Source organism: Desulfohalobium retbaense DSM 5692 (genome assembly GCF_000024325.1).
GTDB lineage: Bacteria > Desulfobacterota > Desulfovibrionia > Desulfovibrionales > Desulfohalobiaceae > Desulfohalobium > Desulfohalobium retbaense.
Genome location: NC_013223.1, coordinates 1,673,179 through 1,699,311 on the forward strand (window position 1 = coordinate 1,673,179; position 26,133 = coordinate 1,699,311).

Below are 26,133 nucleotides of genomic sequence, written 5' to 3' on the forward strand. Positions count from 1 at the left end.
CCCGCCTATTTTGAACAATTCGCCCGTTCCTCTGCCCAACAGGCGTGCAATCGGGCGACCCGCTTGGCGTTGACTCCCAGATCCGAGTACCCCACACGGGAAGCGGACCGGACATGGATCAGCTTGTTTTTCTGATCCAGATACAACTCGAGATCGTCCACAAACCGCCACACCGGGCTGCGAAACGTCGCCCAGAGATACCCTTCTGTCTCCTGCTGGACCACTCCGCCCACGGACTGCACGAGGCGGCGCAGTCTGTCCCAGGCTTGGTCCGCTTGTCCCTGATAGGCAAACGGGGCCACTGCACGCCTGTCCTCCCCGGTCAGACTGTTGACGCAATTGGGCTGCGAAGGACAGGCCATGAGGCCGGCTTCGGGACCGCCCAATGAAGGGGTTCGCCAATGCGAGAGCAAGGCCAGGGCCAACAACATTCCCCCGGCTGCACACACGATCAGCGCCAGAACAACAAGCACTTTTCCCACGCCTAGACCTCCTTCATTCCTCGTGTGGCGGCCTCGGCAACAGTCCGGGCCTTGTCTGCCACCGCATTTCCAGCCTCAAGTCCCTCGATGAATCGTAGCGGGATCTGAGACAGTCCGCACTGAGCTCCGGACAACGCACCGGTCAAAGCCGCCCGGGCCATATTGTTCCCGCCACCGTTCACGGCGCTTAAAACCGCATTTTCGAAATCATACGCGAATCGGGCCACAAAATAATAGGCCGCCGGCAGCATGAACCCCAACGTGCAGGCCAGACCGAAAAGACGGCACGCCTTCTGGGGTGGAAAAATCCGAATGGCCGGGTCGGTCGCAGCCGCTGCCGACCAGCCGGGTTGGAGCAGGGCGTCAAAGAACTTCACAGGCGCCCCGCCGCAGGGGTCCGGCACGGCCAAGAGCCCTTGGACCGGCTTGAGCCAGGAAAGGACCGGTTGGGGCATGGCCTCGAGCCCGCCGCCCCTGGCTACGGCGGCGACAAGAAGGCCAAAGGCCACGGATTGTCCGCGGATGAAGGGGTCCACATGGGTCAGACCGGTCTGGGCCACGGTTGTGACCACGGCCTGCTCCGGATCCTGGAGAAACCGCAGCGCGGTCAACGGAGCCCGGATGGCCGCTTCAGCCGTATCCGCAAAACTTCCAGCCTCCTCCCAACTCCGGGCTTCCTGCTGCCGGGCCTTCCAGACGTCGCGCATCGCTTGGTCCGTATACCGGCCGGAAGCTGGGCGTCCGTCGAGCTTTTGGAGCAGGCCATCCAGGCGGGCCGTAAAATCGGCCTGATTGTAGCCGTCGTTGTCCACCAGAGAATCGAGGAGAAAGCGAAAGACTTGGCCTGTCTGTGAATTTTGCCCTGCTCGCAGGCCGGCATGGTACCGGCTGGGTTTTGGCTCGGTATAATCACTGATCCAGGCTCCGTACTCCCGCTGCAGGGCATCGAGATCGTAATACCAATGCGGCCCGACACCCAGGGCATCGCCGACCAACCCACCGACAATAGCGCCGGCGATCCTGTCCTCTGTTTTGTTCATAACGCCTCCTGTGGACCTGAATAGACCATCTCAACCACGTGCCAAGCATCCCGCAAGAGCGCTCCGGACGCTGTCGAACACCGCCATACATCTCTATAAACCAGAAAAAAAATTCCGAGACTCCATCCCAGAAACGCCTGGGCCACAGACCGGTCCCGGGATGTTGAACGCGGCCTGGAAGCTGCCTCGAGCGCCCCAAGACGCCGAGTCTTCCGCAATCCCGCAAGCCGGTCATGGACTGAACGCACCAGGAGTACGCCTACGCTATTTTTCCAGGCCGAGGGCAACATTCCGGGACCGGGCCCGCACAAGCCCCCAGAAAAGCCTGGACCACAGACCGATTCCTTGGGGTATGCGTTGATTCCGCAGCCTTTCTGCATTTCCCGGTCTTTGTTGACAGGGGCTTTGCTCTGACGCAGGCTAACACCTCCTGGGCTGGGAAGATACTCGATCCTTATTGCCAAGCATCCACTAAGAGCAAAAGAGAACGGTTATGGCACCTAAAAAACCACACAATTCGCGCGCCGTCTACTCCACGGACGATGGTCGCCTCTGCCCGCAATGCGGTCAGTCGGCCGCCCGCTGCGTTTGTCATAAAAACAAGAAAGGTAGTGCTGCCGCCACGGAAAGCGACGGCATTGTTCGCCTCAAGCGCGAAAGCAAGGGCCGCAAGGGCAAAGGGGTGACACTGATCACCGGGGTACCCCTTGAAGCAGAAGCCCTCAAGCAGTTGGCCAAGACCTTGAAACAAAAATGCGGCACTGGCGGCACTGTGAAAAACGGCGTCATCGAAATCCAGGGAGAGCACCGGGACATATTGGCTCAGCAACTCCGCGCCCAGGGATATACAGTGAAAATCGCCGGTGGCTGATTCCCGGGCCTGCCCTGCACGAAACGCCTCCGCTGACGGGAACCGTTTTGCCGTGTTCCCGTGCCCCAGAAAGCACAATGTCAAAAGGCCCGGACCTTGTATCAAGGTCCAGGCCTTTTTGTCGTCGCTAACCATGTCGGCAAACGGGGCGACTGACAGCGGTGGGCGGGTCAGCTGTCCTGTTTTCCCTTGAATTCAATAGAAAGCACTTCGTACTCGATCCGCCCGCGCGGGGCATTAACAATGGCTTCGTCACCGACGCGCTTGCCCAGCAGGGCCTTGGCCAGGGGAGAAAATACTGAGATGCTCCCCTGGTCCACATTGGCCTCGTCCGGACCGAGCAAGGTATAGCGCTTGACTTCCTCAGTCTCCATGTCTTCGATCTCCACCGTGGCCCCGAAGGCGACCTTGTCGCCGCCCATGGTGTCAAGATCGATGACATTGCACTGCGGTAGCCGGGATTCAATGTAGGTAATCCGGGCCTCAAGCATGCCTTGACGCTCCCGTGCGGCGTCATAGCCGGCATTCTCGCGCAAATCGCCTTCCTCCCGAGCCTCCTTGATGGCTTGGATGACCTCGGGACGTTCCTTCTTGAGATTTTCGAGTTCCTGCTTCAGCTTTTCAAATCCTTCAACAGAAATGGGAATTGTATCCATACGTGCTCTCCTTCTCTTCGGTAGGTGATGCTCGACTGAAACCTTGTTGCCAGCTTAAAGCGTCCAAGCTGGGCCTAGCAATGCCGTCGCTGATCAGACGTCGATGCCGCGGGCCCAGGCCACGAACTCGGTCAAGGCCATTTCAGCCAGCCCTTCCTCATCATCGCTTTCGGCAAACGCCATCAATCCGGCCTCTCGGCAAATGGCATCCACAAGATCAAAAAGCAATTCGCTTTCATGGGACTCCTCGACCAGGACGGACGGGTCATCCACAACGAGGTCCAACAATTCAGCGATTTCTCCGGCTGCCCCTTCTTCCCCGCGGCAATTCTCCTGAGCCGAACGTAAAAGCGAAGCGAGCAGTACTGCCGTACGCTGCTTCCCAGCCTTGGGCCCCAACTGGCGCAGGACCGTTATCTGGGCCTGCAAAAACGTTTCTCCGACGCAATCCTTGAGTGCATTCAACATTGTGCTTTGTCCTTGACCTCTTAGTTCCCCGTGTTGTCTGCATCCCGGTCCCAATGCACACCGGTGACGCCTCCCTTACCCATTAGAAAAAATGTATGCCCAGAGTACGTTGCCTCTAGGCGAATTGGTTCACACTAAGGCCACTGGTAGAATACCAGCTTCACGACTCCAGGTCGCAAACCTGACTATGGTTCCGGAAAAAAAATCGCCCGGGTCCCCCCGGGCGATACGCCTCACGAGATCAGGACCCTGCGCCGTCAGAATCAGTCCGATTCCTCCGCCTGTGCCAATGTTTCGTGACACTCCTGCAATTTGGCCATAATCGGTATCTGCTGTGGGCACACCTCTTCACAGGCCCCACATTGAACGCAATTGGCCGCGTTTTCATCGCTGTTCGTCGCCACATTATACATGACCTGCGACCAATGGGTGGCGTCGTAGATGAACCTGTCGTTCATGATCGAAAAGATCCGCGGAATATTCACCCCGCTCGGACAGGGCAGACAATAACCGCAGCTCGTGCACGGGATCTGGATGCGTTCCCTGTAGATCTGTCGAACACGGCCGATGCGCTCATAATCGTCGGTCGACAAGCTGCCGGGCGTAGCTTCGTCGGCGACCCGGCAATTCTCGTGGAGCTGCGCCCGGCTGTTCATACCGCTTAAGACCACCGAAACTTCAGGATGGTCCCAGACCCAGCGCAAAGCCCATTCCGCCGGTGTCCGTTTCGGCTCGGCCTCATCCCAAATAGATTGGACCGGCTCTGGTACAGTCGAGGCCAGACTCCCGCCGCGCAACGGCTCCATGACCACAACGCCCAGTCCCTTGTTAGCGGCGTAATAAAGACCCTTACTGCCGGCCTGAATATCTTCGTCCATGTAGTTATACTGGATCTGACAAAAATCCCATTCGTAGGCGTCGACTATCTCCTTAAACTGCGCCCACTCATCATGAAAGGAAAACCCGACGTACTTAATCCGGCCATCGGCAACGGCCCGGTCAAGAAAAGACAGAACGCCCAGATCACGCAGTTTCCGCCACCACTCCCCTTTCAAGGCGTGCAAAAGATAAAAGTCGATGTGCCCGGTCTGGAGACGTTGTAATTGTTCATCCAGGTAGCGGTCAAAATCCTCGGCGCTTTCAATGGCCCAGGAGGGCAATTTCGTCGCTAGATGGACCTTGTCCCGGTAGCCTCCCTGAAGAGCGCGACCGACAAAAGGTTCGCTGGCCCCCTTGTGGTAGGGGTATGCCGTGTCCAGATAATTCACTCCAGCGTCAATGGCTTCGCGCAACAACACGGTCGCCCGCGGCTCGTCAATGCAGCCGTCGTCACCATCAACGACCGGAAAACGCATACATCCGAGACCTAAAGCGGCTACGCGTTCGCCGGTGCGTCCCATGACTCTGTATTGCATAAATCGTTCTGCCTTTTCGCTTGAGCGGATTGACCGCCATTGGTGGACCGGTTTGCCGTTGCTCCTCCTTTCGGTCCGAATAGGAACTTTTTCGCGGGTCACCCTGCGTCAGGCACCCCAGACGACCGGTCGGTGCAACGGGGTTTTCGCTGAACCTACCGCTGGAGAAAATTTTCAAGGGCTTCCAAGGCCTGAGGGAGACTGGCCCGGCCAAAGCCAATGCGAAATGCACCGCCGGGATACTCGTAAAGCGATCCCGGCAACAAAAGGACACTCGCCTGCTCCACCGCTTGGTGGCAAAAATCGTCCGCGTCTTCATCACGCAAACGCGGGAACGCGATTGGACCGGCATGGGGACGTCGCCATTCGAATCGCTCAGCATGCCGGGCAAAAAACCCGTCCAGCAAAGCAAGGTTTGTTTGTATCAAGCGCACACTGCGCTCGGCAAGGTGTTCCCGGTGGCGCAGGGCCAACTCAGCCAAAAATTCGCTCGACGCACTGTTGCAGATCGTCGTATAGTCTTTCAACTGGGCCACTGCGGCCAGGACATCCCGACGGCGTGTGGCCAGCCAGCCGATCCGCAACCCGGGCAGCCCGTAGGTCTTGGAGGTCACGCCAAGCGAAACACCGGTCTGGCAGCAGTCACAGACAGCGGGCAGACGGCGCGAGACATCGTATTCCGATTCGCGATAGACCTCATCACAAAACAGGAGGATATCCCGGTTTTCAGCCAACTGGCAAAGCCGCGAAAACGTTTCGGGCTCCATGAGATATCCTGTGGGATTATGCGGAAGATTGACGATAATGGCTTTGGTGTTCGGCTTGAGCAGTTCGTCCAATTCCTCGAGATCCAAGCCCCACTGCGCCTCTTCCCGCGCTTTCCAGAGATCGACCTCGCAGCCGATGGACCGCGGCACTTCAGTCAGGGATTGGTAGCACGGCCAGTGGACAACGACGTGGTCCCCGGCTTCCAGGACCGCGTTCATGAACAAAAAAATCGCTTCCTCCGCACCGCTGTGGACCAGAATGTCGTCGGCCTGCTGCGCATTGTACATGGAAGCGATCGTCTCGCGCAGAGTTGGACTGCCCTCGGATTCGGTATAGCCGAGCCAGACATTGTGAAAACGCTCTGCAGCGCCGGGCTCCAGGTCCAGCAAGTCCGCCACGGTCATGGACTCGCAATCCGAAGAACTCAATAGATGGCGGACATTGAATTCGTATTTGGCAAAATACCGTTCCAATTTGAAAGGCTGCAATCGCATGAACGCTCCGTGTGCTTCTGATTCGGCACGCTGTTGAAACATCTTTCAATCCGAAGAGTCTTCAACGAAAAGAGAGCCGGCGCAATATTGCTCCAGCTCTTGCCAACGGACGGTGTTCCCACATCGCAGGTTACCGCACACTGTGACTGATCCATACGTCATTTCTCGGCGCGGGGCAAACATGGCCCACAGGGCCCCCGGCTTGTCCAAGCCTTTGCGCCACAATGCGGCCCCGACCTGAAGGACTGCCTTGGATACCGGGAGGGAGCCCGCTTCTGTCCGGAACAATCGCGGCAGATCTAGCACCACTTTTGTGAGCCCCACCATTGCAGGAGGTGCCCATGTTTCGCAACGCCCTTTTGCCCTTGTTCCTGACCTGCCTCTTCGCCGTGGCCTGTGCCTCTTTATCGCCGGAAAACCGGGGACGCGCTGTTCTCGGCAGCCCTGAGTCAGCCTCCATGACGGTCGACAACATTGTTCAACAACTGCAAACCTTCACCCCGTTTTACTCCGGTCCCAATCCAGCCCGGCCAGCAGCTCTGCTCTTTATTCCCCGGGATATGATGTCCCTGTGGAACCTGCCGACCGGCTATCCGGACTGGCGGCGGGTCGAAACCAGCGCCGGCACCAAGGAGATCCTGCGCCGCCTGAAATCCGACGACGCCTTGCGTCAGCTTCGGCTACGCACACTCTACGCCCCACAAGGCCTCGCGCCTGCCGGAGAACCTGTTGGCTTCCTCTACGCCATTGAGGCCCGCGTGCCGTTGCGCGATACCCGTGATCCGAAGGCACTCACCCTCCATCCGGTCCGGGACCCTTTGCGTAAAATCATCGAGCCCCGGCGAGGGCTCTTCAACTAACTCGTAACCATTCCAGACCAAAGTCCACACCGCCAGCTCTGACGGTGTGGACTTTTCGTCCAGATACTGCCAATACACAAGGAATAAAAACGCAGAGAAGGATATGCTGAGCTGTTCTAACAGGATAAGGATGTTTGTATGCCCTGGATAGTTGTCCTGGCTGCGGCCGTAATCGTAGGATTGCTGATTTGGCGAGTGACCTCCTCCACTGGACGAGGTCGAAGTCAACTCGCCTCTCGCGCCGGTTTCGACCTGCGCATCGATGATCTGCTCGAGGAGCTCGATGCTTTCGATGTCTATTTTTCCGGCCCCCAACAGGCCAACCCCGCAGCCCTGCTCTTCATTCCCCGGGAGGAAAAAACCCCGTGGGATCTGCCCGCAGGCCACCTCGGCTGGCGCCGGCTCGAGACCGCAACCGAGGTCCGCGAGGTCGTCGGGCGACTCAAAAAACACGACTTGTACCACCAATTACGTCTACGCGCCCTGTTCGGCCCGGAAGATGACAACGGCGAGCAGGCCGAGCAACAGCCCAAGGCCATGCTCTATGCGGTGGCGAGTCGCGTTCCCCGCCGGAGCAAAACCGACGCCCGCGCTTTGACGCTGACTCCGATCCGCGAACCGCTGGGCGAAGGCCACCAGGAACGCCGCTGACGCTTCTCGTCTCTCCAGGGGCACCTCGCTCAGGCAGAGGTCACAACAACGACAGTGGACGCGGGGCGATATGTTCCACAACGATCGCTCCCCGCCCCCAGAGCCGACCGAGGACGCTTTCACACCGGGCGGGCTCTCCGGTGGTCCAAAACCGCCGCTGCCCCTGACGCGCCGCAGGCCGTTCCAGCTCCAGGCGTCTGAGTTCGCTGTGCAGGTGCCGCGCCACAGCCAGGCCGGTATCCAGAACCGGCATGGTCTCTCCGATGCAATCGCGCACCAGCGGCCGCAAAAACGGATAATGGGTACAGCCCAGCACGAGGGTGTCCGCGCCCCGTTCGGCAAGGGCCTGGACATAGCTGCCCAAAAGCACCCGTGTCACCGGACCGTCCAGGTCGCCCATCTCCACGCGCTCCACCAATCCCGGGCACGCCTGGACCGCGACTTCGGCTGACCCGGCATACCGCTTCAAAAGCGCCTGAAACCGTTTGCTCTGCAATGTCCCAGTCGTGGCCAGGACCCCGATGCACCCCGAGCAGGACAGGGCCACCGCAGGTTTGACCGCCGGCTCCACCGCCACCACCGGCACCGGGCATTGGGCACGCAATTCCTCGGCGGCCGCGGCAGTCGCCGTATTGCAGGCAATCACCAGCGCCTTGGCCCCTCGCTGGACCAGGAAACGGGCTAATTCCAGCGAACGTTGCCGGATCTCTTCTTCGCTTTTTTCGCCGTACGGGGCTTCGGCCGAGTCGGCCACATACCACAGATCTTCATGGGGCAGAACACGGTCGATCTCCTTCAGGACCGAAAGGCCGCCCACTCCAGAATCAAAGACCCCAATACCACCCTCCATTGGCGATGTCGCATTTTGCTCCACTTGCATGTCTCATCTCTTTTCTTTCGCTGCCCTGAATCTGTCCAACCGGTTCCAGGGGCTGGAAGCCTCGTTGAACCCATTTCTCCCCTGGGACGCGAACACGGCACACAGCAGGCCAGGAGAGCACGGGCTCGGGTCCGGCGCAAAAATCCGGGCCAGCACCGTCACGAACCGCACAACCGGCAAATGCGGTTTTTTTTCGAATGTTCTCGTTGTCACTGCCTTGCCACAATCCTTTTCTATAGTCCGTGCCACCCGAGTGCCCCCCCATATAACAAACATTTCCTGGGTTTGGACTAAGGAGTCTGTATGCATAACGTCTTGTTTATTTGCGTCCACAACAGCGCCCGGAGCCAGATGGCCGAAGCGTATCTGCGCCAGGTCGCCGGTACAAATGTCCGGGTCACCAGCGCCGGATTCGAGCCCACGACTCTCAACCCCCTGGTTGTCGAAGTCATGCACGAAGAGGGAATCGATCTGAGCGACAAAACGACACAATCTGTTTTTGAATTATTCAAAAACGGTGCCATCTTCACCCACGTCATCACGGTCTGCGACGACAGCCGCGAAGGACAATGCCCGATCTATCCCGGCGTCACGCACCGCCTGCACCTCCCGTTCCCGGACCCGGCCGCGGTCACCGGCACCCACGAAGAACAACGCCAGGCCGTTCGCGAAATCCGCGACACGATCAAAGCCGCAGTCCAGGAATTTGCTGACTGGCTCGACAGCGACACCCAAAGGTCTCTTTCCCCGTCCTGGCAGCGGTTGCCTCAGCGTTGACCCACCCCCGCTCCCTGGCTTGGAGGAACCTGGCGTCGAGGGGCCGGAAATGCTAGCTGACTGGTGAACAATTCCCTCTAATGAAGGTCGTTCAAAAATCCCAAAGGACGGCGACACAACGTTCACGGTCGCAGCGTACGTATCCGTACGTACGAGGTTGAGCGTATTGCAGATGTCTGCCATTGGGAGATTGTCAACGGCCTGCTAGAGGGAAGACTGGCATATCCAGAGATCTCATCATTTGAGCCCAGGGAGCATGCATGTCCACGCCATCCGAGGCCAAACGCCGCGAATTCGCCCATACCATGTCGGAAATCCTGAACCACGGGGCCCTCAATCTGGCCATGGGGGTCGGATACCGTCTCGGGCTCTTCGACGTCCTGTGCCGCTTGGCGGCCCCGGCCAGTGTTTCCCAAATAGCTGAAGCCGCCGCTCTGGACCCGCGCTATATCCGTGAATGGCTCGGTGTAATGACCTGCGGCCGGATCGTGGAACTCAGCCACGACACGAATGGCGAGGACCTGTTTTTCCTGCCCCCGGAACACGCCGCTTTCCTGACCCGGGATTCCTCATCCAACATGGGGGTCTACACACAGGAACTCCCCCTGCTGGCCCAGTCCGCCTATGATGCCGTTGCCGCGGCCTTCGCCACCGGCGAAGGGGTCGGATACGAGCGATACCCCGATTTCCAGGCCTTCATGGCCCAACTCGCCGACGCCAAACACGAACAGACTCTGCTCACCACCTTCCTCCCCTCGGTCGCCCAGGGCGCTATCCAGGACAGACTGCACTATGGCATCCGGGTCTGTGATGTGGGCTGCGGCCGGGGAACCGCGGTTCTCCTCATGGCCGAAGCCTTTCCCCGTAGCACATTTGTCGGTCTGGACATCGATAGCGCAACCGTAGACCTGGCTCGAAATACAGCTGCGGCTCGGGGGCTCACCAATGTCCGGTTTGTCTGCCGCGACGCCGCCGTTCTGGAGGACGCCGCCGACTGGCAGGACTGTTTTGACTACGTGACCGCTTTTGATGCCATCCACGACCAGCCCCATCCGGATCACGCCCTGCGCGGCGTGCGGCACATGCTCGCCCCAAACGGGGTCTTTTCTCTGGTGGACATCGCCGCTGAAAGCGATCTGGCCGGAAATCAGGTCCATCCGATGGGGCCGTTTTTGTACACGGTCAGTCTCATGCACTGCATGCCAGTCGGCCTGGTCGGCAATGGAGCCGGGCTGGGCATGATGTGGGGCCGGCAAACAGCGCTGCGCATGCTTGAAACAGCCGGGTTCACCCAGGTCACCGTTCGAGAGATCCCTGAGGATCCGTTCAACCACCATTTTGAATGCCGCAGCCCCTCGTGATCCATCTGCTCAGATCTTTGGGGTCGCACCAGACATACTCAAAAACACCCCCTCCTCCACCAAGGCAAAGAAGGGGGTTTTGGGAACGGCGGCAAGGGGACCCACCATTATCGACCTCGCCGAAACGGTTTCTCCCCAGCCACAGCCGTCAGGCAGACAATTTGGCAGCGATGCTCGCCACGTGCTCTCCCTGGAAGCGGGCAATGCGCAATTCGTTTTGTGTGGGTTGCCGGCTGCCGTCCGCATCGGCAAGGGTACTGGCCCCATACGGGGTCCCGCCGGTGATCTCCTGCATATTGAGCAGTTCCTGGCAGGAATAGGGGACACCGACGAGAATCATGCCATGGTGGAGCAAGGTGGAGTGAAATGAAGTGATGGTCGTTTCCTGCCCGCCGTGCTGCGTGGCTGTCGAGGTGAACACGCTGCCGACTTTGCCGACCAGATCGCCGCTGAGCCAGAGCTTGCCGGTCTGGTCGAGAAAATTTCGCATCTGGGCGCACATATTGCCGAAACGGGTCGGGGTTCCGAAAATGATCGCCTCGTATTCCGGCAATTCCGAAACAGTGGCAACCGGCGCTTCCTGGTCCATTTTAGCCCCGTATTGGCGCAACGTGTCCTCGGGAATAAGTTCCGGAACGCGCTTGGTCACCACCTCACATCCGTCCACAAGGCCGGCTCCTTCGGCCACCGCCCGGGACATGGTCTCCACATGACCGTACATGCTGTAATACAGAATCAAGATCCTGGTCATCTCGCCCTCCTTGTCGTCAGCCCTCAGATCATCCACAAAGCGCTGAATCCTGTTTTCCTGCTGCTGATGCCCACACAGCACTCAGTCCAGCACAAAAACGGCGCTTGCCCTCAAGCACATGTACCCGCGTCTCCCCCCTAAAGGCAACTCCCGGCTTTTTCCAGGGAGGCGATACCAATTCACGGTTGCTGGTCTCTCGTTGGTGTCCAAGAACCGGCGTATTCGGAAAAAGCCAAGCCGCTTCCGAGTGCTGCCTCCACGGCCTGGAAAGGGCTCTCAGCACTCCAGCCAGAGCAGAAATTCCTGATTGCCCTTCGGACCGGTCACTGCTGCCGGCACCACACCGAGCTGGCGCAGACCGTGCGATTGACACAGCGAACTGCTGACCTCCTGAACGATACGCTGTTGCTGATCGGCGTCACGAATGACCCCGTCGCCGCGTTTCGCGGCCTCTGATTCGAACTGGGGTTTGACCAGGGCGATGATACTGCCGCCAACCTGCAAAAACGGCAGCGCCGGAGGAATAATGGAGCGCAGGGAAATAAACGAACAATCCGCTACGACGAGGTCGACCAGCTCAGGAAGCAAATCCGCAGGAGCCAGCCGGAAATTGATCCGTTCCAGGTTGACCACTCGCGGGTCCCGTCGCAGCCGCCAATGCAACTGACCATAGCCCACATCCACGGCATAGACCCGCCGGGCCCCGTGCTGGAGCAGACAATCGGTGAAGCCGCCGGTGGAAGCGCCGATGTCCAGAGCCACCTTCCCGGAAGGGTCAACCTCAAAATTTTCCAAGGCGGTGAGCAATTTATATCCACCGCGACTCACAAAACGGTCTTGTCCGGCGCAATGCAGCCTGGCAGCTCGCGGCAGACGCTCTCCGGCCTTTTCCACCCGCAGCCAGACCCCTTCCCGCTTTTGCCAGCTGACACTGCCGGCCATGATCAACCGGGCGGCCCGGTCCTTGTCTTCAGCGTATCCCTGCTCGACCAGAAGCTGGTCGGCTCGTTCTGTCTTGGCCATATCTCCCGTCCGGATTGTCTCCCTGTGCGCTGGAGCCGGTGTCTACCGAATCCATGCAGCAAGAGCCAGTAGCATCTCTGAAAGTTTCAATATCCAGTCTGTTCCCCCAGGCCTGAGCAAGAAAAGGGCCACGGGCTACCCGCTGCAAGCCGTCGCAGCGTCCAATTGTGAAGCGCCAGCCAACCCTTCTGGTTGGCTGGCGCTTGGATACCGTGCGGTCGAAGTTGTTCGCCCAGGCCTTGCAGGCCGGTGGAAACGGCCGGGAACCGCTTATGCCCCGGCGCTCTGCAACCGGTCTCGAACGTAGGGGATAAGCCCCCCCTTGGCCAGCAGTTCCTGCATGAACTCCGGCACAGGAGGACAGGTGATGACGTCGCCTGTTGTTGCATTGGTCACCGTCCCTTGCTGGACGTCCACGGTCAGGGTGTCGCCGTCGCTGATCCGTTCCACGGCGTCACCGACCTCCAAAAGCGGCAGTCCCATATTGAACCCGTTACGATAGAAAATACGGGCGAAACTGTGTGCGACCACCACTGGAATCCCCGCGCCAAGTATGGCCAGAGGGGCGTGCTCCCGAGATGACCCACAACCGAAGTTCGGACCGCCAACGATGATATCGCCCTTGTTGACCCGATCAATCCAGTTCTCTTCCAACCCGGCCATGCAATGGACCCCCAATTCTTCGGGATCGGCGGTCACCAGATAGCGGGCCGGAATAATGGCATCGGTATCGATATGGGCTCCAACCTTATGAACCTTACCTGTATAATGCATTTGGAAAACTCCTGCGCGATGCCGCCGCTCAAACGGCATCAGGTTTTCGACGCGTTGTCTATGAGCCTGGAGGCTGACTGCTGGGAAATGTTCGTTGCAGTCCAGCCCGTTCAATACTCCCAAGGCATCCTTTCAGCATTGCATTGCCATTGGGAGATTGGCAACGCGCTGCTAGAGATCTTCGGGATGGCTGATCCGTCCAGTCACCGCACTGGCTGCCGCCACCGACGGCCCGCTCAGGTAGACTTCGCTTTCCAGACTGCCCATCCGTCCTCGGAAATTGCGGTTCGTTGTCGCCAGAGCCCGCTCGCCCTGGGCCAAAATCCCCATGTGCCCACCAAGGCAGGGACCGCAGGTGGGCGGGCCGACAATGGCCCCGGCTTCCATGAACGTGGTCATCAGTCCCTCCTCCAGAGCTTGGCGATAAATGCCCGGGGTAGCTGGAAGAATGATCAGACGCAGCCCCTTGGCCACCTTTTTGCCCTTGAGCAGTTCCGCGGCCTCGCGCAAATCGCTGATCCGGCCGTTCGTGCAGGAACCGATGACCACCTGGTCCAGGGGAATATCCCCTACATCGCGCACGGGATGGACATTTTCCGGCAAATGGGGGCAGGCGACCTGGGGTTGCAGGGAGGCAGCGTCAATGGCCACCCGGCGCTCATATCCTGCCCCCTCGTCGGCTTCCAGAAAGGTATCGCCGCTGCGCCCGTGGGCTTGGAGGTAATCCAGCGTTGTCTGATCCGCCGGGAACAGGCCGACCTTGCCGCCGGCCTCAATGGCCATATTAGCGATGGTCAACCGGGCCTCGAGATCGAGATCCCTGACAGTGCCGCCGCCGAATTCCAGGGCCTTGTACAACGCTCCGTCCACTCCAATGGTGCCAATCAAATGCAAAATGATATCCTTGCCGCCGACAAAGCGCCCCAGGTCGCCGTTGACATCGACCCGGATGGTGGGCGGGACCTTGAACCAGGTTTCTCCCAGGGCCATTGCCCCGGCGACGTCGGTACTGCCGAGGCCGGTGGCAAAGGCACCGAGACCGCCGTAGGTGCACGTATGACTGTCCGCACCAACAACGATATCCCCGGGACCGACCAGGCCGAGTTCCGGCAACAGGGCGTGTTCCACCCCGACCTCACCGCCTTCGTAATAATGGGTAATGCCCATCTTGCGCGCAAATTCGCGAACGATGCGGACCTGCTCGGCGGAATCGATATCCTTGTTGGGCGTAAAATGGTCACAGACCAGGGCGACCCGGTCTTTGTCGAAGACCCGGGTCGCGCCCATTTTCTCCAGAGACCGGATGGACAGGGGCGCGGTGATATCGTTCGCCAGGGCCAGGGAAATCTCGCAGCGAACGATCTGTCCGGGCTCGCTGACCGTATCCTGTGTGTGTTGCTGTAAAATCTTCTCCGCTACAGTGTGGCGCATATCTTTTCTTCCTCCTTTTTCGCCAAGCGGTTCAAGGCGTTGAGATAGGCCCGGGCACTGGCCATGATCACATCCGGATCCGAGCCGCGGCCGACCGCGCTGCGGCCATGTTCTTCAAGCCGGACCGTCACTTCGCCCTGAGCGTCTGTTCCGCCGGTGATGGCGTTGACCGAATAGCGCACCAGTTTGGGTGAGCGCTTGGTCAATTTCGCGATGGTGTTGAAAACAGCGTCGATGGGACCGACTCCGAAATCCGCGAGCCGGTGCTCCTCACCGTCGATGGTCAATTCCAATGCCGCCGTGGGCAGGGCCATATTCCCGGAGACGGTATTCAGGTAGTTGAGTTTGAATTTATCCGGCAGGCGGTAGATCTCTTCCAGGACCACGGCCTCCAGATCCTCGACATAGAGCCGTTTTTTCTTGTCCGCCAGCCGTTTGATGGCCTCAACCACGGTCACCAGCTGCTCGTCCGTCAGGCTGTAGCCGAGTTCCTCCAGCCGGGCCTTGATGGCGGCCTTGCCCGAGTGCTTGCCCAGTACCATGTCCGTGCCGGCGCGGCCCACAGATTCCGGGGTCATGATCTCATACGTCTGGCGATTTTTGAGCATGCCGTGCTGGTGGATCCCCGATTCGTGAGCAAAGGCATTGGGGCCGACAACCGGTTTGTAGGGCGGGATGGGCTGCCCGATGATCAGCGAGAGCAGCCGGCAGGAGGGAAAGAGCTGTTCCGTGTGCACGCCGGTCTCGATCTGGAAGTAGTCCTTGCGCACATTGAGGTTCATGACCACTTCCTCAACCGAGGCGTTGCCGGCGCGCTCACCGATGCCGCTCAGGGTCACTTCGGCCTGCCGTGCTCCGGCCTCGACCGCTGCCAGGGTATTGGCCACCGCCAGGCCCAGATCATTGTGGCAGTGCACACTCAACACGACCTCATTGCCTAAAGCCGGCACATTGTCCTGCAGATACCGGACCAAACGCGCGAACTCCTGAGGCTGGGAATACCCGACCGTATCCGGGATGTTCACTGTCGTTGCGCCGGCATCCACAGCCACCTGAACCACCTGGACCAGAAAATCCCAGTCGGAGCGGGAGGCGTCCTCGGCGGAGAACTCGACGTTGGATGTATACGAGGCCGCGTGGCTGACCGCCTTACGGGCCATGTCCAACACCTCGCTGCGGCTTTTGCCGAGCTTATGTTCCATATGGATGTCGGAGGTGGCGATAAAAGTGTGGATCCGGGCCTTGGGCGCGTCCTGAAGCGCCTCCCAGGCGCGGTCGATATCAGAGAGGACCGAGCGGCAGAGCCCGGCCACCTGACAGTTGGTCACCGCGCGACTGATGGCCTGGACCGCCTCGAAATCGCCCTGGCTGGACGCGGGGAATCCCGCCTCGATAACGTCAACGCCGAGCTTGTCCAATTGCCTGGCCAGACGCACCTTTTCGTGGTGGTTCATGGTCGCGCCAGGGGATTGCTCTCCGTCTCGCAGTGTGGTGTCAAAAATGATCAATTTTTCAGCCATTTGTTATGCTCCTGTGCCTGTCCGGTTCCTGTCCCCTCGCTTCGAGTGGACTTTCGGCAGCAGAGACACACGGTCCGGTCAGGCGGTTTATTGCATACACGTATTCTGTCCAAGCGTGGTCAAGACGGGCAGTATTGGCGACCCGACTTTACCTGCACAGCATATGGTGGGGGAAGAGATGCCCTCAAGGTCGGCAGATATGAGGATAAATGAATATTATGAGAGTTCCTGTCGCGAGGAACTCCCTAGCAAGGAAGCGGAACGTAGCGGACGGTACAAATACGTGTAGACGGGGCCCGAGATCAGGTAGGCCAGAAAAAAGAGAAAACCCAGAAACCGGGGTTCCGAGGCCACGAGAACGAAAACCATGATCGCCGCCACGGACGATGTAAAGGGGTGGGAACGCACCAGGGCCGTTTCCTTGAACGACGCGTAGCGTACCTTGCTGATCATCAGAAACGACAGGAGGTACATCAAAATCAGAGTTACCACCGGCAGGGCGGAAGTCTGCCACGTTTCAGGAAGGTACATGACAAACAGGACCAGGGTGGCAATGGTGCATGCCCCTGCGGGAATAGGCAGGCCGATAAAGAATTTTTTGGGGACCCGGCTGCTCTGGATATTGAAACGGGCCAGACGCAGACTGCCGCAGGCCATGTACAAAAAACAGGCCATGAGCCCGATACGGCCGAAGACATGGGTTTGCCACAGATAGACCAGCACGGCCGGTGTGACTCCAAAGGAGACCATATCGACCAAGGAATCCAATTGGACGCCGAAATCCGAACTCGAGCGGGTCAGCCGGGCCACTTTGCCGTCCATGCCGTCAAAGAAACAGCTCGCCAGGACCGCCAGGGCACAGGAGATGTAGTCCCCCTGCACCGCCCACAACAAGCCCAGAAAACCTGAAAACAGGCTGGCTGTGGTCAGCAGATTGGGTAACAGATAGTACCCTTTGTGGCGAGGTCCAATGTGTTCCGGCATATGTCAGATGCGCCCGGGATACGCTCGGTGTGAGCCGTTGGCGCGGGCGCGGCGCTCTCCATTACGATGGTCTGTGCATCAGGTTTTGCGGGCGAGAACGGATTGGCCCGCATGGACGATGTCTCCCGTTCTAAGAGAACTTTCATATCCCTCGGGCAGGTAAAGGTCAACCCTGGAGCCGAACTTGATCAACCCCATCCGCTGCCCCCGGGCGAGGCCGTCGCCTGTTTCCGCCCAGCAGATAATCCGCCGGGCCACAAGGCCGGCGATCTGCACACAGGTCCAGTCCAGGCCTTCTGCGTCGCGGATCTGGACCACGTTGCGCTCATTGTCTGCGGAGGCTTTGTCCAGGGAGGCGTTGAAAAACTTGCCGGGATAATAGACGATCTTCTGAATCGTGCCGGCTACTGGCATGCGGTTCACGTGCACATTGAACACATTCATGAACACGCAGATCCGTTGTCGCCGTTGGCCGGTGATCGGATCGGGATGGAAATCCACAGCAATGATTTTCCCATCGGCCGGTGAAACGGCCACGCCCGGGTCGTCCGGGACCACCCGCTCCGGATCGCGAAAAAAATGGAGGATGAAAAACGTGGCAATAAGCGCGACAAGACTGACGTGCCACCAGCCCAAGATGGCCAGTACCAGCGTCGTCAGCGCCGTAAAACCGAGAAATGGCAAGCCCTCCAGGCTCACTCCGCACGATGGCTTCTGCATAGTGTTTTCCTTTCGACTGTGGAGAGGCTTCTGGGTCCAGGCCCCTTACCGCATTTGTCCCTGGCCCTTGAAAAGGCAGGTGGGACAGGCTCGTTGTCTCAATCACGGTTTGGACTCGGCCACCCCGAACCCCTGGGCGCCAACCCGGCGTCCGGAATACCGCCGGTAGCCGTGAACCATTTCTTCCAAAGGGCGCCTGGCCCACTGCGCCAGTCCGGCCACAAGGCGTCCCGAAGCCACCGGGAGCAGAAATAAAGCGGTGCGGCGCAACCGTTGCGCCCAGCAGAAATCGCTGTAAATCTCCGAATGCAGGGCCTTGTCATAGGCAAAAAAACCGTGTTCGGGGGACAAAGCGGCCTGTGCGGCGAGTTCGCCGCTGCGCAGGGCAAAATACAATCCCTCGCCGAGCAGCGGGTCGGCCAGGCCGGCCGCGTCTCCAGTCAAGAGGACCCGATCCTGAACAGGGGTGTCCAAAAAATTGCCGTACGGCAGCGGGTGTCCTTTGAACGGGGCCGCCCCCACATAGCCGATATCACCGAGAAATTCCTGAAAGGCGTGATCCAGCCGTTCCCCGCGGCAGGGCAAGGCGCACATGCCGAGAATAATATCCTCGCCGCGTGGAAAATTCCAGGCATAGCCGTGACGGACGTACCCCAGGTGCAGCCCGAGGCTGGTGTGGGAATGGGTCAAATCCTGCAGGGGAGCGACAATCTCCACGCAATGGGCCAGCCGTTGCCGCCAATAGCGCCGGGCCTGGACCCGGGGGGTGAGGTGACGCCGCACCCGGCTATGCACGCCGTCAGCGCCGATAACGACCCTGGCCTGGAACGTCTCTCCGGCGGCTGTTTTGACCTCACCCCGCCGGGGATCAATTCCCGTAACCGGAGTCTCGGTCACACACCGCGCCCCCGCTGCCGCTGCGCGCTGCAAAAGCAGATGATCAAAAGAACGACGTTCCACAAGGCGAAACGGGTCCGGCGCGCTGTCCTCCAAAAGGACCCGCTGCCGGGTAACGACCCTATATCGCGGCGTCGCTGCCTTCAATGCTCCGCAGGCATGCAGACTCGCCGTGTCGAGCCCGAAAACGCGCTCTACAACCGCCACTGTTTTGGCGGTGATCACCCCGGCACACAACTTCGGACGCGGAAAGGCCGCCTTATCCAGAAGCAGCACTTCCCCGCCTGCGTCAGCTATCCCTTTGGCGGCCGCACACCCGCTCGGACCACCCCCAACCACTATCGCGTCAAAACGGTGCATCGCTGTTTCCTTCGCCCTTACACCCTCTCCAGCGCACCCCACCTGAAACCGGGCATGCCGACTGACAGGGAAAAAATCCGTGTTCCACCACTGTTTTCTGCTGTTCCATCTCACCTTGGAGGAAGGAAGAGCGCGACAGGCAATGCCACCGGGCGTATGCCCCTCACCATCCGCTATTACCCGTAAGCGGTCTTCCTTGCCGCCTGTGCTAGCCGAGGCATCCAGGAATGGCAAGACCGAGAGGGGGTTGCAAGAGATGATTTTGATTTTACGAGCCGTGCGCTTTCGGGTAAAAACCGCTCATGCGCTATTACCCTGTCTTTTTCGATATCGCGAACGCACGGTGCCTCGTCCTCGGCGCCGGCGGGGTCGGGCGCCGCAAGGCCCGCACATTGCTTTCAGCCGGGGCGCATGTCATCCTGGTCGATCCCTTCAGTGCCCCTGACGAAGACCCGGAACTGGCCGCAACGCCGGGGTTGAGCTGGTACTCACGCGACCTCAGCGATGCTGATCTCGACGGCGTGGTCCTGGCTTTTGCCGCCAGCGGCAACCGGGAAGCAAACGGAGCCCTTGTCAACCGCTGCCGGGAACGCAATATCCCCTGCAACGTAGCAGACAAGCCCGAAGACGGCACCTTCATCCTCCCGGCGGTCCATTGTCAGGAGGATCTCGTCCTGGCCGTCTCCACTGGAGGCGCCAGTCCGGCTCTCGCCCGGCATGCCCGGCAGAAGCTGGAAGCCTCCTTCGGCCGGGAATACGCCGTCTTGTGTCGCCTGCTTGGCTACCTCCGGCCCTTGGTTCTGGGCTTGAAACTGTCCCAGCCGGAAAACCGGGACATTTTCCGCTCCCTGGTGGACGAGGAGCTCCTGGACGCCCTGCGCGACAGAGACTGGACAAAATGCGAAAATTCCCTCAAAGCACGTCTACCCCAAGCACTCCACCAGCACGTAGGAGACTTGTATGCCTTTTATAAGGACCTTTGAGCTCTGCATTATAGCCCTCTATCTGCTGGCCACCATCCTCTATTTCACCGGGGTTATCCGGCAACGGAACCGGCTCAAACAGCTGGCCCAGACCCTGGCCGTGGCCGGCTTCGGTCTGCACACCCTTGACCTCGGTCTGGTCTTTTTCCGCCCGGGAGCGCCGGCGATCGTCCAGGGCCAATTTTATATCAGCCTTCTGGCCTGGACCTTTCTGGCCATCTATTTCCTGCTCTGGCGCAAGCTGAGATTGGAATTTCTGGCCCTCACCGCCGCCCCACTGGCCCTGATCCTTTTTACCTCATCCATGGCCGTCACCACTGAACGACTGGCCGTACCCGCAAAATTGAGTTCGTTGTGGTTCGGCCTGCACGTCGGGACCTTTTTCCTGAGCATCGCCTTGCTGGCCATGGCGTTCGGGGCCGGCATCGTCTATCTGTACGTGGATAAAAAGATCAAAACCAAGGCCAAATTGAGCTCTTTGAACAAGGACATGCCCGCGCTGACCAGCGTGGATCAGGCCAATCGCTGGGCGGTCATGCTCGGGTTTCCCCTGTATACCCTGGGCCTGTTTTCCGGGTTTGCCTGGGCCCGCTTTACCTGGGGCCGGATCTTTTCCTGGGATCCCAAAGAAATCGTTTCCTTGCTGATCTGGTTTCTTTTCGCTTATCTGTTCCACCAGCGCCTGGCCATGAACTGGACCGGGCGGAAACCGGCGAAACTGGCCATCTGGATCTTCGTGCTCACGATTCTGTCCCTGTGGGGGGTCAATTTTCTGTTGCCCACCCACCACAGTCTGCAACCATAATCTGGGGAACTCGGCCGTGTTGTGGGTCTGCTGCAGGGACACCCGCCCGCGTCATGCCGACCTCTCTTGTGCCAGAAAAAGACCACCACAGCGAATGTTGTATGGATAAAACAATATACCTTCTCGGCCTCAACCATAAGACAGCACCGGTGGAAATCCGGGAACAATTCGCCCTGACAAATGCCTCCCCGGACCAACTCGGTCTGGTGGACCGCAAGGAGGACATCCGTGAGGGGTTGCTCCTGTCCACCTGCAACCGGGTCGAACTCCTCTTTGTCGGCTCCGCCGACGGTTCCGGAGAAGAAAAGGCCCTGCAATGCTGGGCCGGCTATTGTCAGCGCGATCCCGAACGTCTCCGCCCCTACATCTATTCCTACCGTGGCCTGGACGCCATCCGCCACATGTTCACTGTCGCTTCGAGCCTGGACTCGCTTGTTGTCGGTGAACCCCAGATTCTGGGCCAGCTCAAGGACGCCTATAAAACCGCGGTGGACTGCGGGCTGACCCGCACCGTGGTCAACCGGCTCATGCATAAGGCCTTTTCCGTGGCCAAACGGGTTCGCACCGAGACCCGCATCGCCAACGCCGCGGTCTCCATCAGTTACGCGGCCGTAGAACTCGCCCGGCATATTTTCGGCGATCTCCAGGGACGCAAGGCCATGCTCGTGGGCGCCGGTGAAATGGCCGAACTGGCGGCCACACATCTGCTGGCCACCGGTGTGGATGAAATTCTGGTTGCCAACCGGACCTTGAGCCGCGGACAGGAACTCGCCCAGCAATTCGGCACCCAGGCCAGGGCGGTCTGTTTTGAGGACATGTTCGACCATCTGCCAGAGGTGGACATCATCATCAGTTCCACCGGCGCGACACGAACCGTGGTTCAGGCCCGCGAGGTCAAAACCATCCTCAAAAAGCGCAAAAACCGGCCGATGTTCTTCATCGATATCGCCGTGCCCCGGGATATTGATCCGGACGTCAACCAATTGGACAACGTCTACCTCTACGACATCGACGATCTCAAGGAAGTCGTCGAGGAAAACATCGCCCAGCGCCAGGACGAAGCCGAACGCGCCCGGGAGATCATCGAGGAGGAGGTGGACAAGTTCCAGCTCTGGTTGCGCTCCCTGGAACTCAACCCGACCATCGTCGACCTGTTCGATCAGGCCGAATCCCTGGCCCAGAAAGAAATCCGGCGGACTTTGAAAAATCTCGGAGACCAGGCCACGCCCGAAGTGGAACACGCTCTGGAAACCATGGCCCATTCCCTGTCCAAAAAATTGCTCCACCAGCCGGTCACGTTTCTCAAGCGCCGGGCGCGGGAAGAAGAGTCGGCCCAGGAATTCATTTCCTTGACCCGGCGGCTGTTCAACCTGGATAACGAATCTGTGCCCTCGGAAAGCCACGCCTTTCGGCACAAACAAGGAAACGACTGATGCGCAACTACTATATTGACGAACTCGATCCCGAAGCGCTGAAGCGGTTTGCCAAGCACCTCAAGAACAACGGCTTCCAGGGCAGCCTGGAGGACATCTACTGGTTGGAAGTGCCCCACGACCTGCTCACTGAAGAGCAGGCCGACCATTTCGAAAGCTGCGGGCCCTACGTCATGACCCTGGAATGCGGTCCGGAATGGATCAATCTGGAACTGCTCGTCCGAGCCCGCAGTCGCCTGCGTTGCTCGTGCATTGCCTACGCCGAACCCGAACAGCGCGCCTACGCCGTGGAAACCGTCGACACCATGCTCAAGGAGCTGGATATCCCGGTCTGAGGAGCCATGCTGCGCCTCCAAACTCTCCCCCCCAGGCAGGCCCATTTCTGTCTTGAAGTCGACCGGTTCGTCCGGGAGGAGCTCACAATCTCCTTAGCTGGGACCCACGTGATGCTGGCCGTCTCCGGAGGGGTCGATTCCGTGGCCCTGCTGGCTTGGGCCGCTGCCATGCGCGACAAATGGGGGGCCAGACTCTTCTGTGCCCACCTCGACCACGGCCTGCGCCCCGAATCCTCGCAGGAGCGCCAGCGTGTCCACGCCCTTTGCGACCAGCTCGCTATCCCATGTTTTTCCGGTCGCAGCGAGACCCGGCGCTACGCCCAACGTTGCCAACTCGGGATCGAAGAAGCCGGGCGCCTTCTGCGCTACCGGTATCTTGAGGGCATCGCCCACCGCCGCGGTTGCGATTACCTGCTCACCGCCCACCACGCCAACGACCTTGCTGAAGACAGTCTGATGCGCTTTATCCGCGGCACCGGCTGGCCGGCCCTGGCGGGCATGGCGGCCTGGGACCCCGGCCGCCGCCTCCTGCGCCCGTTTCTGCTCACGCCCAAACACCGCCTCCATGCGCTGGTCCAGGCAGCCGGGCTCTGCTGGGAAGAAGACAGTTCCAATCGCGATCCCGCCTACCAGCGCAACAGGATTCGCCACCAGATTCTGCCCCTGCTGATCAAAGAGAATCCGAATTTTCTGGAGACCATTGCCCAGACCTGGCGCCAAGCCCAAGCCGACACCGCCGCATTTGACACGATGCTGACCGCGGCCAGACAGGCGGAGCGCGTGGTGAAACAAGGCTTGCTTGCCCCACGACAGGAATTGGAATCCCTTCCTGCGGCCCTCAGATTGCGCTGGTACAAGGAGATCCTGGACCGCATGGGCCCCGGACAGGCCCTGTCCGCCAACCTGGGTGCTCTCGACGCCTTGTATACAGAGAAAAAATCAGGGAAAAGAGTGCAATTTCCCGGGGACAAGCAGGCCAGAGTGAGCCCGGAGGGGATTATCTTTGGATGGAAAGGGGACTGAGGCCCCGTATTCTGGAGGGATGCACAATGGAGCTGTCCGACGCCGTCAACTGGTATTACTTGCTGCGCGAATACTACCTGCTCTACCGCACCCTGTCCGCCGGCGGCAGCAAGCCCATCCGGCGCCACAAACGCGACGTTCGCGAACGCATCAGCCAGACCATGCACCCGAAAACGCCGGTAGTGCACCGCGAACCCGCCGAAAAGCCGGTCTGCGCCTACTTGCAACGCGCCCTGGACCAGGCTCCGGCTGCCGATCGCGGGGTGGTCACCACGCTGCATTCCTTGCGGCCCCATTTGCATTGGGAATACGGCTACCAGCGCTTGCCCGCCCATCTGGCCCGAAAATACGCCTATGCCGAATGTGTGGGGCCGCGCGGGCCAGTGGTCTCCGAGCGTCTGATTCTCGGGCTGGTCCTGCTCGCGCCAGGCACCACCTACCCCACCCACGCCCACCAGACGATCACCGAATCCTATATCGGCCTCAGCGGGGCCTTTTCTGAAAACGATGTCGGGGTCTTCGGCCCCAAGTCGCTGATTTTGAACCCGCCAGGCCGGCGCCACCGGATCACGGTCGACAGCTACGAGCCCTGCCTGCTCGCCTTTGCCTGGACCGGCTACAGCCGGGATCTTGATGATCCAGGCATGTGCTTTAGCCCCAGGACCCCGCAAGCGCTGTAAGGCTTTGCCGTCCCTGGCGGCTCCCCCCATCCACTGAATTCCAAGGGTTTTGTTCGCAATCGCGGCTCTGGGGGTTTTGAACCCGGCCCGAAAACTGTCTGAGCGAACGAGGCAGCGTTCACTCCTGCCAGCTCAAGTGCAGATACTCGGCGAGTACAGCGAAAACGCCCATTGCGTATTGCCGCGCCTTCGCGCGGAGAAAAGGCCATCCGCGGCAGACAGAAGTGGTACGCTGCCCGCGAGCGAGTTTTTGCGGGCTCCCCCACCCACTGAATTCCAAGGGTTTTGTTCGCAATCGCGGCTCTGGGGGTTTTGAACCCGGCCCGAAAACTGTCTGAGCGAACGAGGCAGCGTTCACTCCTGCCAACTCAAGTGCAGATACTCGGCGAGTACAGCGAAAAACGTTCATTGCGTATTGCCGCGCCTTCGCGCGGAGAAAAGGCCATCCGCGGCAGGCAGGAGTGGTACGCTGCCCGCGAGCGAGTTTTTGCGGGCCGGGTTCAAAATCCCAGAGCCGCAGACCGTCAAGACAAGCCCTGTTTGAAACGGTGTCTCTACTCGGCTCAAGTGTGTGCTCCACACCCGGAACCAGCGAGACCCAGCTGCCCTCAGACTGCCAGCCGGGCCAGGGCTACCACGCCCATCCCGGTCACAATAGCCCCGACAAAGCTCCCCCGCCATTTGGCGACCACAAACGTGGGCACAGCGGCCCACAAAAAAATATTCTCCAGCCCCAGGCTGACAGCGCCATCGCGGAGCAAAAGCGACGGGAACAACAAGGCGGCCAGGACCGCCGCGGGGACGCATCCGAGCCAGCGAACCACCCAATCGGGCAGACTGAACGAGGACAACACCGTCATCGGCAGGGCCCGGGGCAGATAGGTCACCGCCATCATGCCCAGAATAATCAGGAAGACCGCGTGCTGATCCATGACTCCACTCCCAATCCAATGCTTGCTGCCACCACCGTGGCCACTATGACATTCATCTGCTCTACTCCAGCCAGTACCAACCCGACTGAAACCGCTCCGGCCGTCACTCCGGCCAGAAGTTTGGCCCAGGAATCGACCTGGGCCACCAAAAGGGCGATAAACATGGCCGGCAGGGCATAATCCAGACCGATGGGCTTCACGTCAGCGATCAATCCACTGGCTAGAACCCCCAAGACGCTGCCGCCGATCCAGGCGCTTTGCGCGATCACATTGACCCCGAATGCTTCGCTCTTCACCGGTGGTTGTTGCGGGAATCGGCTGGCGTGCAGGGCAAAGGTCTCGTCCGTGAGCTGGAAGGCAAAGACGGCCTGCTCTTTCTTGGTCCAGGCCCTGACGTACGGCGCCAGGGCCGCGGACATGAGCAAATGGCGCAAATTGACGATGAATGTGGTCACAATGACCGAGGCCGCGCCCGCCCCGCCGGCAAAAAGCCCCACAGCAATCAATTGGGCCGATCCGGCAAAGACCAGGACCGACATGGCCACCGAATTCAAGGTGCTCAGGCCGGTTTTCTGGGCCAGGACCCCATAAGCGAAACCGACCGGAAGATAGCCGAGGACGATCGGCAGGGTGCGCTGGAAGGCGCGCCGCAAGGCGCTCAACCGGGACGAGGCGTGTTCGGTACTCCCCCCGGCCTGGGCCATAGAGTCTGAAAACATGACAGATCCTTATCAGATTGAGGAAAAAACGACCAACGGG

At 59.8% G+C, this 26,133-nt stretch carries 28 protein-coding genes; 11 read left to right on the forward strand and 17 right to left on the reverse strand.

The features are described 5' to 3' along the window. Nucleotides 1-5 precede the first annotated feature (5 nt). Together DRET_RS07205 and DRET_RS07210 are read right to left on the reverse strand one after the other, a co-directional pair. On the reverse strand, nucleotides 6-482 hold the full coding sequence (locus DRET_RS07205; RefSeq protein ID WP_015751875.1) for a DUF1499 domain-containing protein: 477 nt from the start codon (nucleotides 480-482) through the stop codon (nucleotides 6-8). Between the two features lie 2 nt (nucleotides 483-484). Next, complete coding sequence (locus DRET_RS07210; RefSeq protein ID WP_015751876.1) at nucleotides 485-1,522, reverse strand: ADP-ribosylglycohydrolase family protein; 1,038 nt, start codon at nucleotides 1,520-1,522, stop codon at nucleotides 485-487. Nucleotides 1,523-2,015: 493 nt separating this feature from the next. Between DRET_RS07210 and DRET_RS07215 the strand changes: the two genes are divergently transcribed. After that, on the forward strand, nucleotides 2,016-2,393 hold the full coding sequence (locus DRET_RS07215; RefSeq protein WP_015751877.1) for a translation initiation factor Sui1: 378 nt from the start codon (nucleotides 2,016-2,018) through the stop codon (nucleotides 2,391-2,393). A gap of 170 nt (nucleotides 2,394-2,563) precedes the next feature. Here the strand turns inward: DRET_RS07215 and greA are convergent, their stop codons facing one another. The 4 genes from greA to DRET_RS07235 all read right to left on the reverse strand — a co-directional run bounded on the left by greA (nucleotide 2,564) and on the right by DRET_RS07235 (nucleotide 6,194). After that, the gene (gene greA / locus DRET_RS07220) at nucleotides 2,564-3,049 is read right to left on the reverse strand and encodes a transcription elongation factor GreA (protein ID WP_015751878.1); all 486 of its coding nucleotides are present in this window, start codon (nucleotides 3,047-3,049) and stop codon (nucleotides 2,564-2,566) included. A gap of 93 nt (nucleotides 3,050-3,142) precedes the next feature. Then, nucleotides 3,143-3,517 (reverse strand): hypothetical protein, encoded by a 375-nt coding sequence (locus tag DRET_RS07225; protein ID WP_015751879.1) that lies wholly within the window; start codon nucleotides 3,515-3,517, stop codon nucleotides 3,143-3,145. 263 nt (nucleotides 3,518-3,780) lie between these two features. Beyond that, a complete protein-coding gene (locus DRET_RS07230; RefSeq protein WP_015751880.1) occupies nucleotides 3,781-4,932 on the reverse strand; it encodes an aldo/keto reductase in 1,152 nt (383 codons plus the stop codon). 155 nt (nucleotides 4,933-5,087) lie between these two features. Further along, a complete protein-coding gene (locus DRET_RS07235) occupies nucleotides 5,088-6,194 on the reverse strand; it encodes an aminotransferase class I/II-fold pyridoxal phosphate-dependent enzyme (protein ID WP_015751881.1) in 1,107 nt (368 codons plus the stop codon). A 341-nt stretch (nucleotides 6,195-6,535) separates the two neighbouring features. On the opposite strand from DRET_RS07235, the gene DRET_RS07245 reads away from it, so the two are divergent. Together DRET_RS07245 and DRET_RS07250 are read left to right on the forward strand one after the other, a co-directional pair. Next, complete coding sequence (locus DRET_RS07245; RefSeq protein WP_015751883.1) at nucleotides 6,536-7,054, forward strand: hypothetical protein; 519 nt, start codon at nucleotides 6,536-6,538, stop codon at nucleotides 7,052-7,054. A gap of 138 nt (nucleotides 7,055-7,192) precedes the next feature. After that, entirely contained in the window at nucleotides 7,193-7,705 is a 513-nt protein-coding gene (locus tag DRET_RS07250; protein ID WP_015751884.1) for a hypothetical protein, read from the forward strand. A 40-nt stretch (nucleotides 7,706-7,745) separates the two neighbouring features. Here the strand turns inward: DRET_RS07250 and murI are convergent, their stop codons facing one another. After that, nucleotides 7,746-8,585: a glutamate racemase gene (gene murI, locus DRET_RS07255; protein WP_015751885.1), complete on the reverse strand. Its 840-nt coding sequence runs from the start codon at nucleotides 8,583-8,585 to the stop codon at nucleotides 7,746-7,748. A gap of 303 nt (nucleotides 8,586-8,888) precedes the next feature. Between murI and DRET_RS07265 the strand changes: the two genes are divergently transcribed. Next, nucleotides 8,889-9,362 (forward strand): arsenate reductase ArsC, encoded by a 474-nt coding sequence (locus tag DRET_RS07265; protein ID WP_015751886.1) that lies wholly within the window; start codon nucleotides 8,889-8,891, stop codon nucleotides 9,360-9,362. Nucleotides 9,363-9,622: 260 nt separating this feature from the next. Next, a complete protein-coding gene (locus DRET_RS07270) occupies nucleotides 9,623-10,723 on the forward strand; it encodes a class I SAM-dependent methyltransferase (RefSeq protein ID WP_015751887.1) in 1,101 nt (366 codons plus the stop codon). 148 nt (nucleotides 10,724-10,871) lie between these two features. On the opposite strand, the gene wrbA is transcribed toward DRET_RS07270, so the two are convergent. The 8 genes from wrbA to DRET_RS07310 form a co-directional block, all read right to left on the reverse strand. After that, nucleotides 10,872-11,474 (reverse strand): NAD(P)H:quinone oxidoreductase, encoded by a 603-nt coding sequence (wrbA, locus tag DRET_RS07275; protein WP_015751889.1) that lies wholly within the window; start codon nucleotides 11,472-11,474, stop codon nucleotides 10,872-10,874. A gap of 276 nt (nucleotides 11,475-11,750) precedes the next feature. Continuing rightward, nucleotides 11,751-12,497 (reverse strand): TlyA family RNA methyltransferase, encoded by a 747-nt coding sequence (locus tag DRET_RS07280; RefSeq protein WP_015751890.1) that lies wholly within the window; start codon nucleotides 12,495-12,497, stop codon nucleotides 11,751-11,753. A gap of 270 nt (nucleotides 12,498-12,767) precedes the next feature. After that, a complete protein-coding gene (locus DRET_RS07285) occupies nucleotides 12,768-13,271 on the reverse strand; it encodes a 3-isopropylmalate dehydratase small subunit (RefSeq protein ID WP_015751891.1) in 504 nt (167 codons plus the stop codon). Between the two features lie 171 nt (nucleotides 13,272-13,442). Beyond that, the gene (gene leuC, locus DRET_RS07290; protein ID WP_015751892.1) at nucleotides 13,443-14,702 is read right to left on the reverse strand and encodes a 3-isopropylmalate dehydratase large subunit; all 1,260 of its coding nucleotides are present in this window, start codon (nucleotides 14,700-14,702) and stop codon (nucleotides 13,443-13,445) included. Then, complete coding sequence (locus DRET_RS07295; RefSeq protein ID WP_015751893.1) at nucleotides 14,687-16,222, reverse strand: 2-isopropylmalate synthase; 1,536 nt, start codon at nucleotides 16,220-16,222, stop codon at nucleotides 14,687-14,689. The genes leuC and DRET_RS07295 overlap by 16 nt, the downstream gene beginning before the upstream one ends. Nucleotides 16,223-16,438: 216 nt before the next feature. Continuing rightward, the gene (pssA, locus tag DRET_RS07300; protein ID WP_015751894.1) at nucleotides 16,439-17,206 is read right to left on the reverse strand and encodes a CDP-diacylglycerol--serine O-phosphatidyltransferase; all 768 of its coding nucleotides are present in this window, start codon (nucleotides 17,204-17,206) and stop codon (nucleotides 16,439-16,441) included. Between the two features lie 78 nt (nucleotides 17,207-17,284). Beyond that, the gene (locus tag DRET_RS07305; protein WP_015751895.1) at nucleotides 17,285-17,926 is read right to left on the reverse strand and encodes a phosphatidylserine decarboxylase family protein; all 642 of its coding nucleotides are present in this window, start codon (nucleotides 17,924-17,926) and stop codon (nucleotides 17,285-17,287) included. A gap of 102 nt (nucleotides 17,927-18,028) precedes the next feature. Beyond that, the gene (locus DRET_RS07310; protein WP_015751896.1) at nucleotides 18,029-19,183 is read right to left on the reverse strand and encodes a geranylgeranyl reductase family protein; all 1,155 of its coding nucleotides are present in this window, start codon (nucleotides 19,181-19,183) and stop codon (nucleotides 18,029-18,031) included. 302 nt (nucleotides 19,184-19,485) lie between these two features. On the opposite strand from DRET_RS07310, the gene DRET_RS13380 reads away from it, so the two are divergent. From DRET_RS13380 to DRET_RS07340, 6 genes are all read left to right on the forward strand, one after another. Further along, nucleotides 19,486-20,166, forward strand: coding sequence for a precorrin-2 dehydrogenase/sirohydrochlorin ferrochelatase family protein (locus tag DRET_RS13380; protein WP_015751897.1), 681 nt, complete (start codon nucleotides 19,486-19,488; stop codon nucleotides 20,164-20,166). Continuing rightward, a complete protein-coding gene (locus DRET_RS07320; protein ID WP_015751898.1) occupies nucleotides 20,144-20,971 on the forward strand; it encodes a cytochrome C assembly family protein in 828 nt (275 codons plus the stop codon). Before DRET_RS13380 ends, DRET_RS07320 begins: the two co-directional genes overlap by 23 nt. Before the next feature lie 101 nt (nucleotides 20,972-21,072). Further along, the gene (hemA, locus tag DRET_RS07325) at nucleotides 21,073-22,404 is read left to right on the forward strand and encodes a glutamyl-tRNA reductase (protein ID WP_015751899.1); all 1,332 of its coding nucleotides are present in this window, start codon (nucleotides 21,073-21,075) and stop codon (nucleotides 22,402-22,404) included. Beyond that, nucleotides 22,404-22,739, forward strand: coding sequence for a hypothetical protein (locus DRET_RS07330; RefSeq protein WP_015751900.1), 336 nt, complete (start codon nucleotides 22,404-22,406; stop codon nucleotides 22,737-22,739). The genes hemA and DRET_RS07330 overlap by 1 nt, the downstream gene beginning before the upstream one ends. 6 nt (nucleotides 22,740-22,745) lie before the next feature. After that, nucleotides 22,746-23,762: a tRNA lysidine(34) synthetase TilS gene (gene tilS / locus DRET_RS07335; RefSeq protein WP_015751901.1), complete on the forward strand. Its 1,017-nt coding sequence runs from the start codon at nucleotides 22,746-22,748 to the stop codon at nucleotides 23,760-23,762. A gap of 26 nt (nucleotides 23,763-23,788) precedes the next feature. Next, on the forward strand, nucleotides 23,789-24,442 hold the full coding sequence (locus DRET_RS07340; protein ID WP_208595891.1) for a dimethylsulfonioproprionate lyase family protein: 654 nt from the start codon (nucleotides 23,789-23,791) through the stop codon (nucleotides 24,440-24,442). A 608-nt stretch (nucleotides 24,443-25,050) separates the two neighbouring features. Here the strand turns inward: DRET_RS07340 and DRET_RS07345 are convergent. Continuing rightward, nucleotides 25,051-25,374 carry an AzlD domain-containing protein gene (locus tag DRET_RS07345; RefSeq protein WP_015751903.1) on the reverse strand — a complete coding sequence of 108 codons (324 nt, stop codon included), beginning with the start codon at nucleotides 25,372-25,374 and terminating at the stop codon, nucleotides 25,051-25,053. Continuing rightward, entirely contained in the window at nucleotides 25,350-26,093 is a 744-nt protein-coding gene (locus DRET_RS07350) for an AzlC family ABC transporter permease (protein WP_015751904.1), read from the reverse strand. The genes DRET_RS07345 and DRET_RS07350 overlap by 25 nt, the downstream gene beginning before the upstream one ends. Nucleotides 26,094-26,133: the final 40 nt, after the last annotated feature.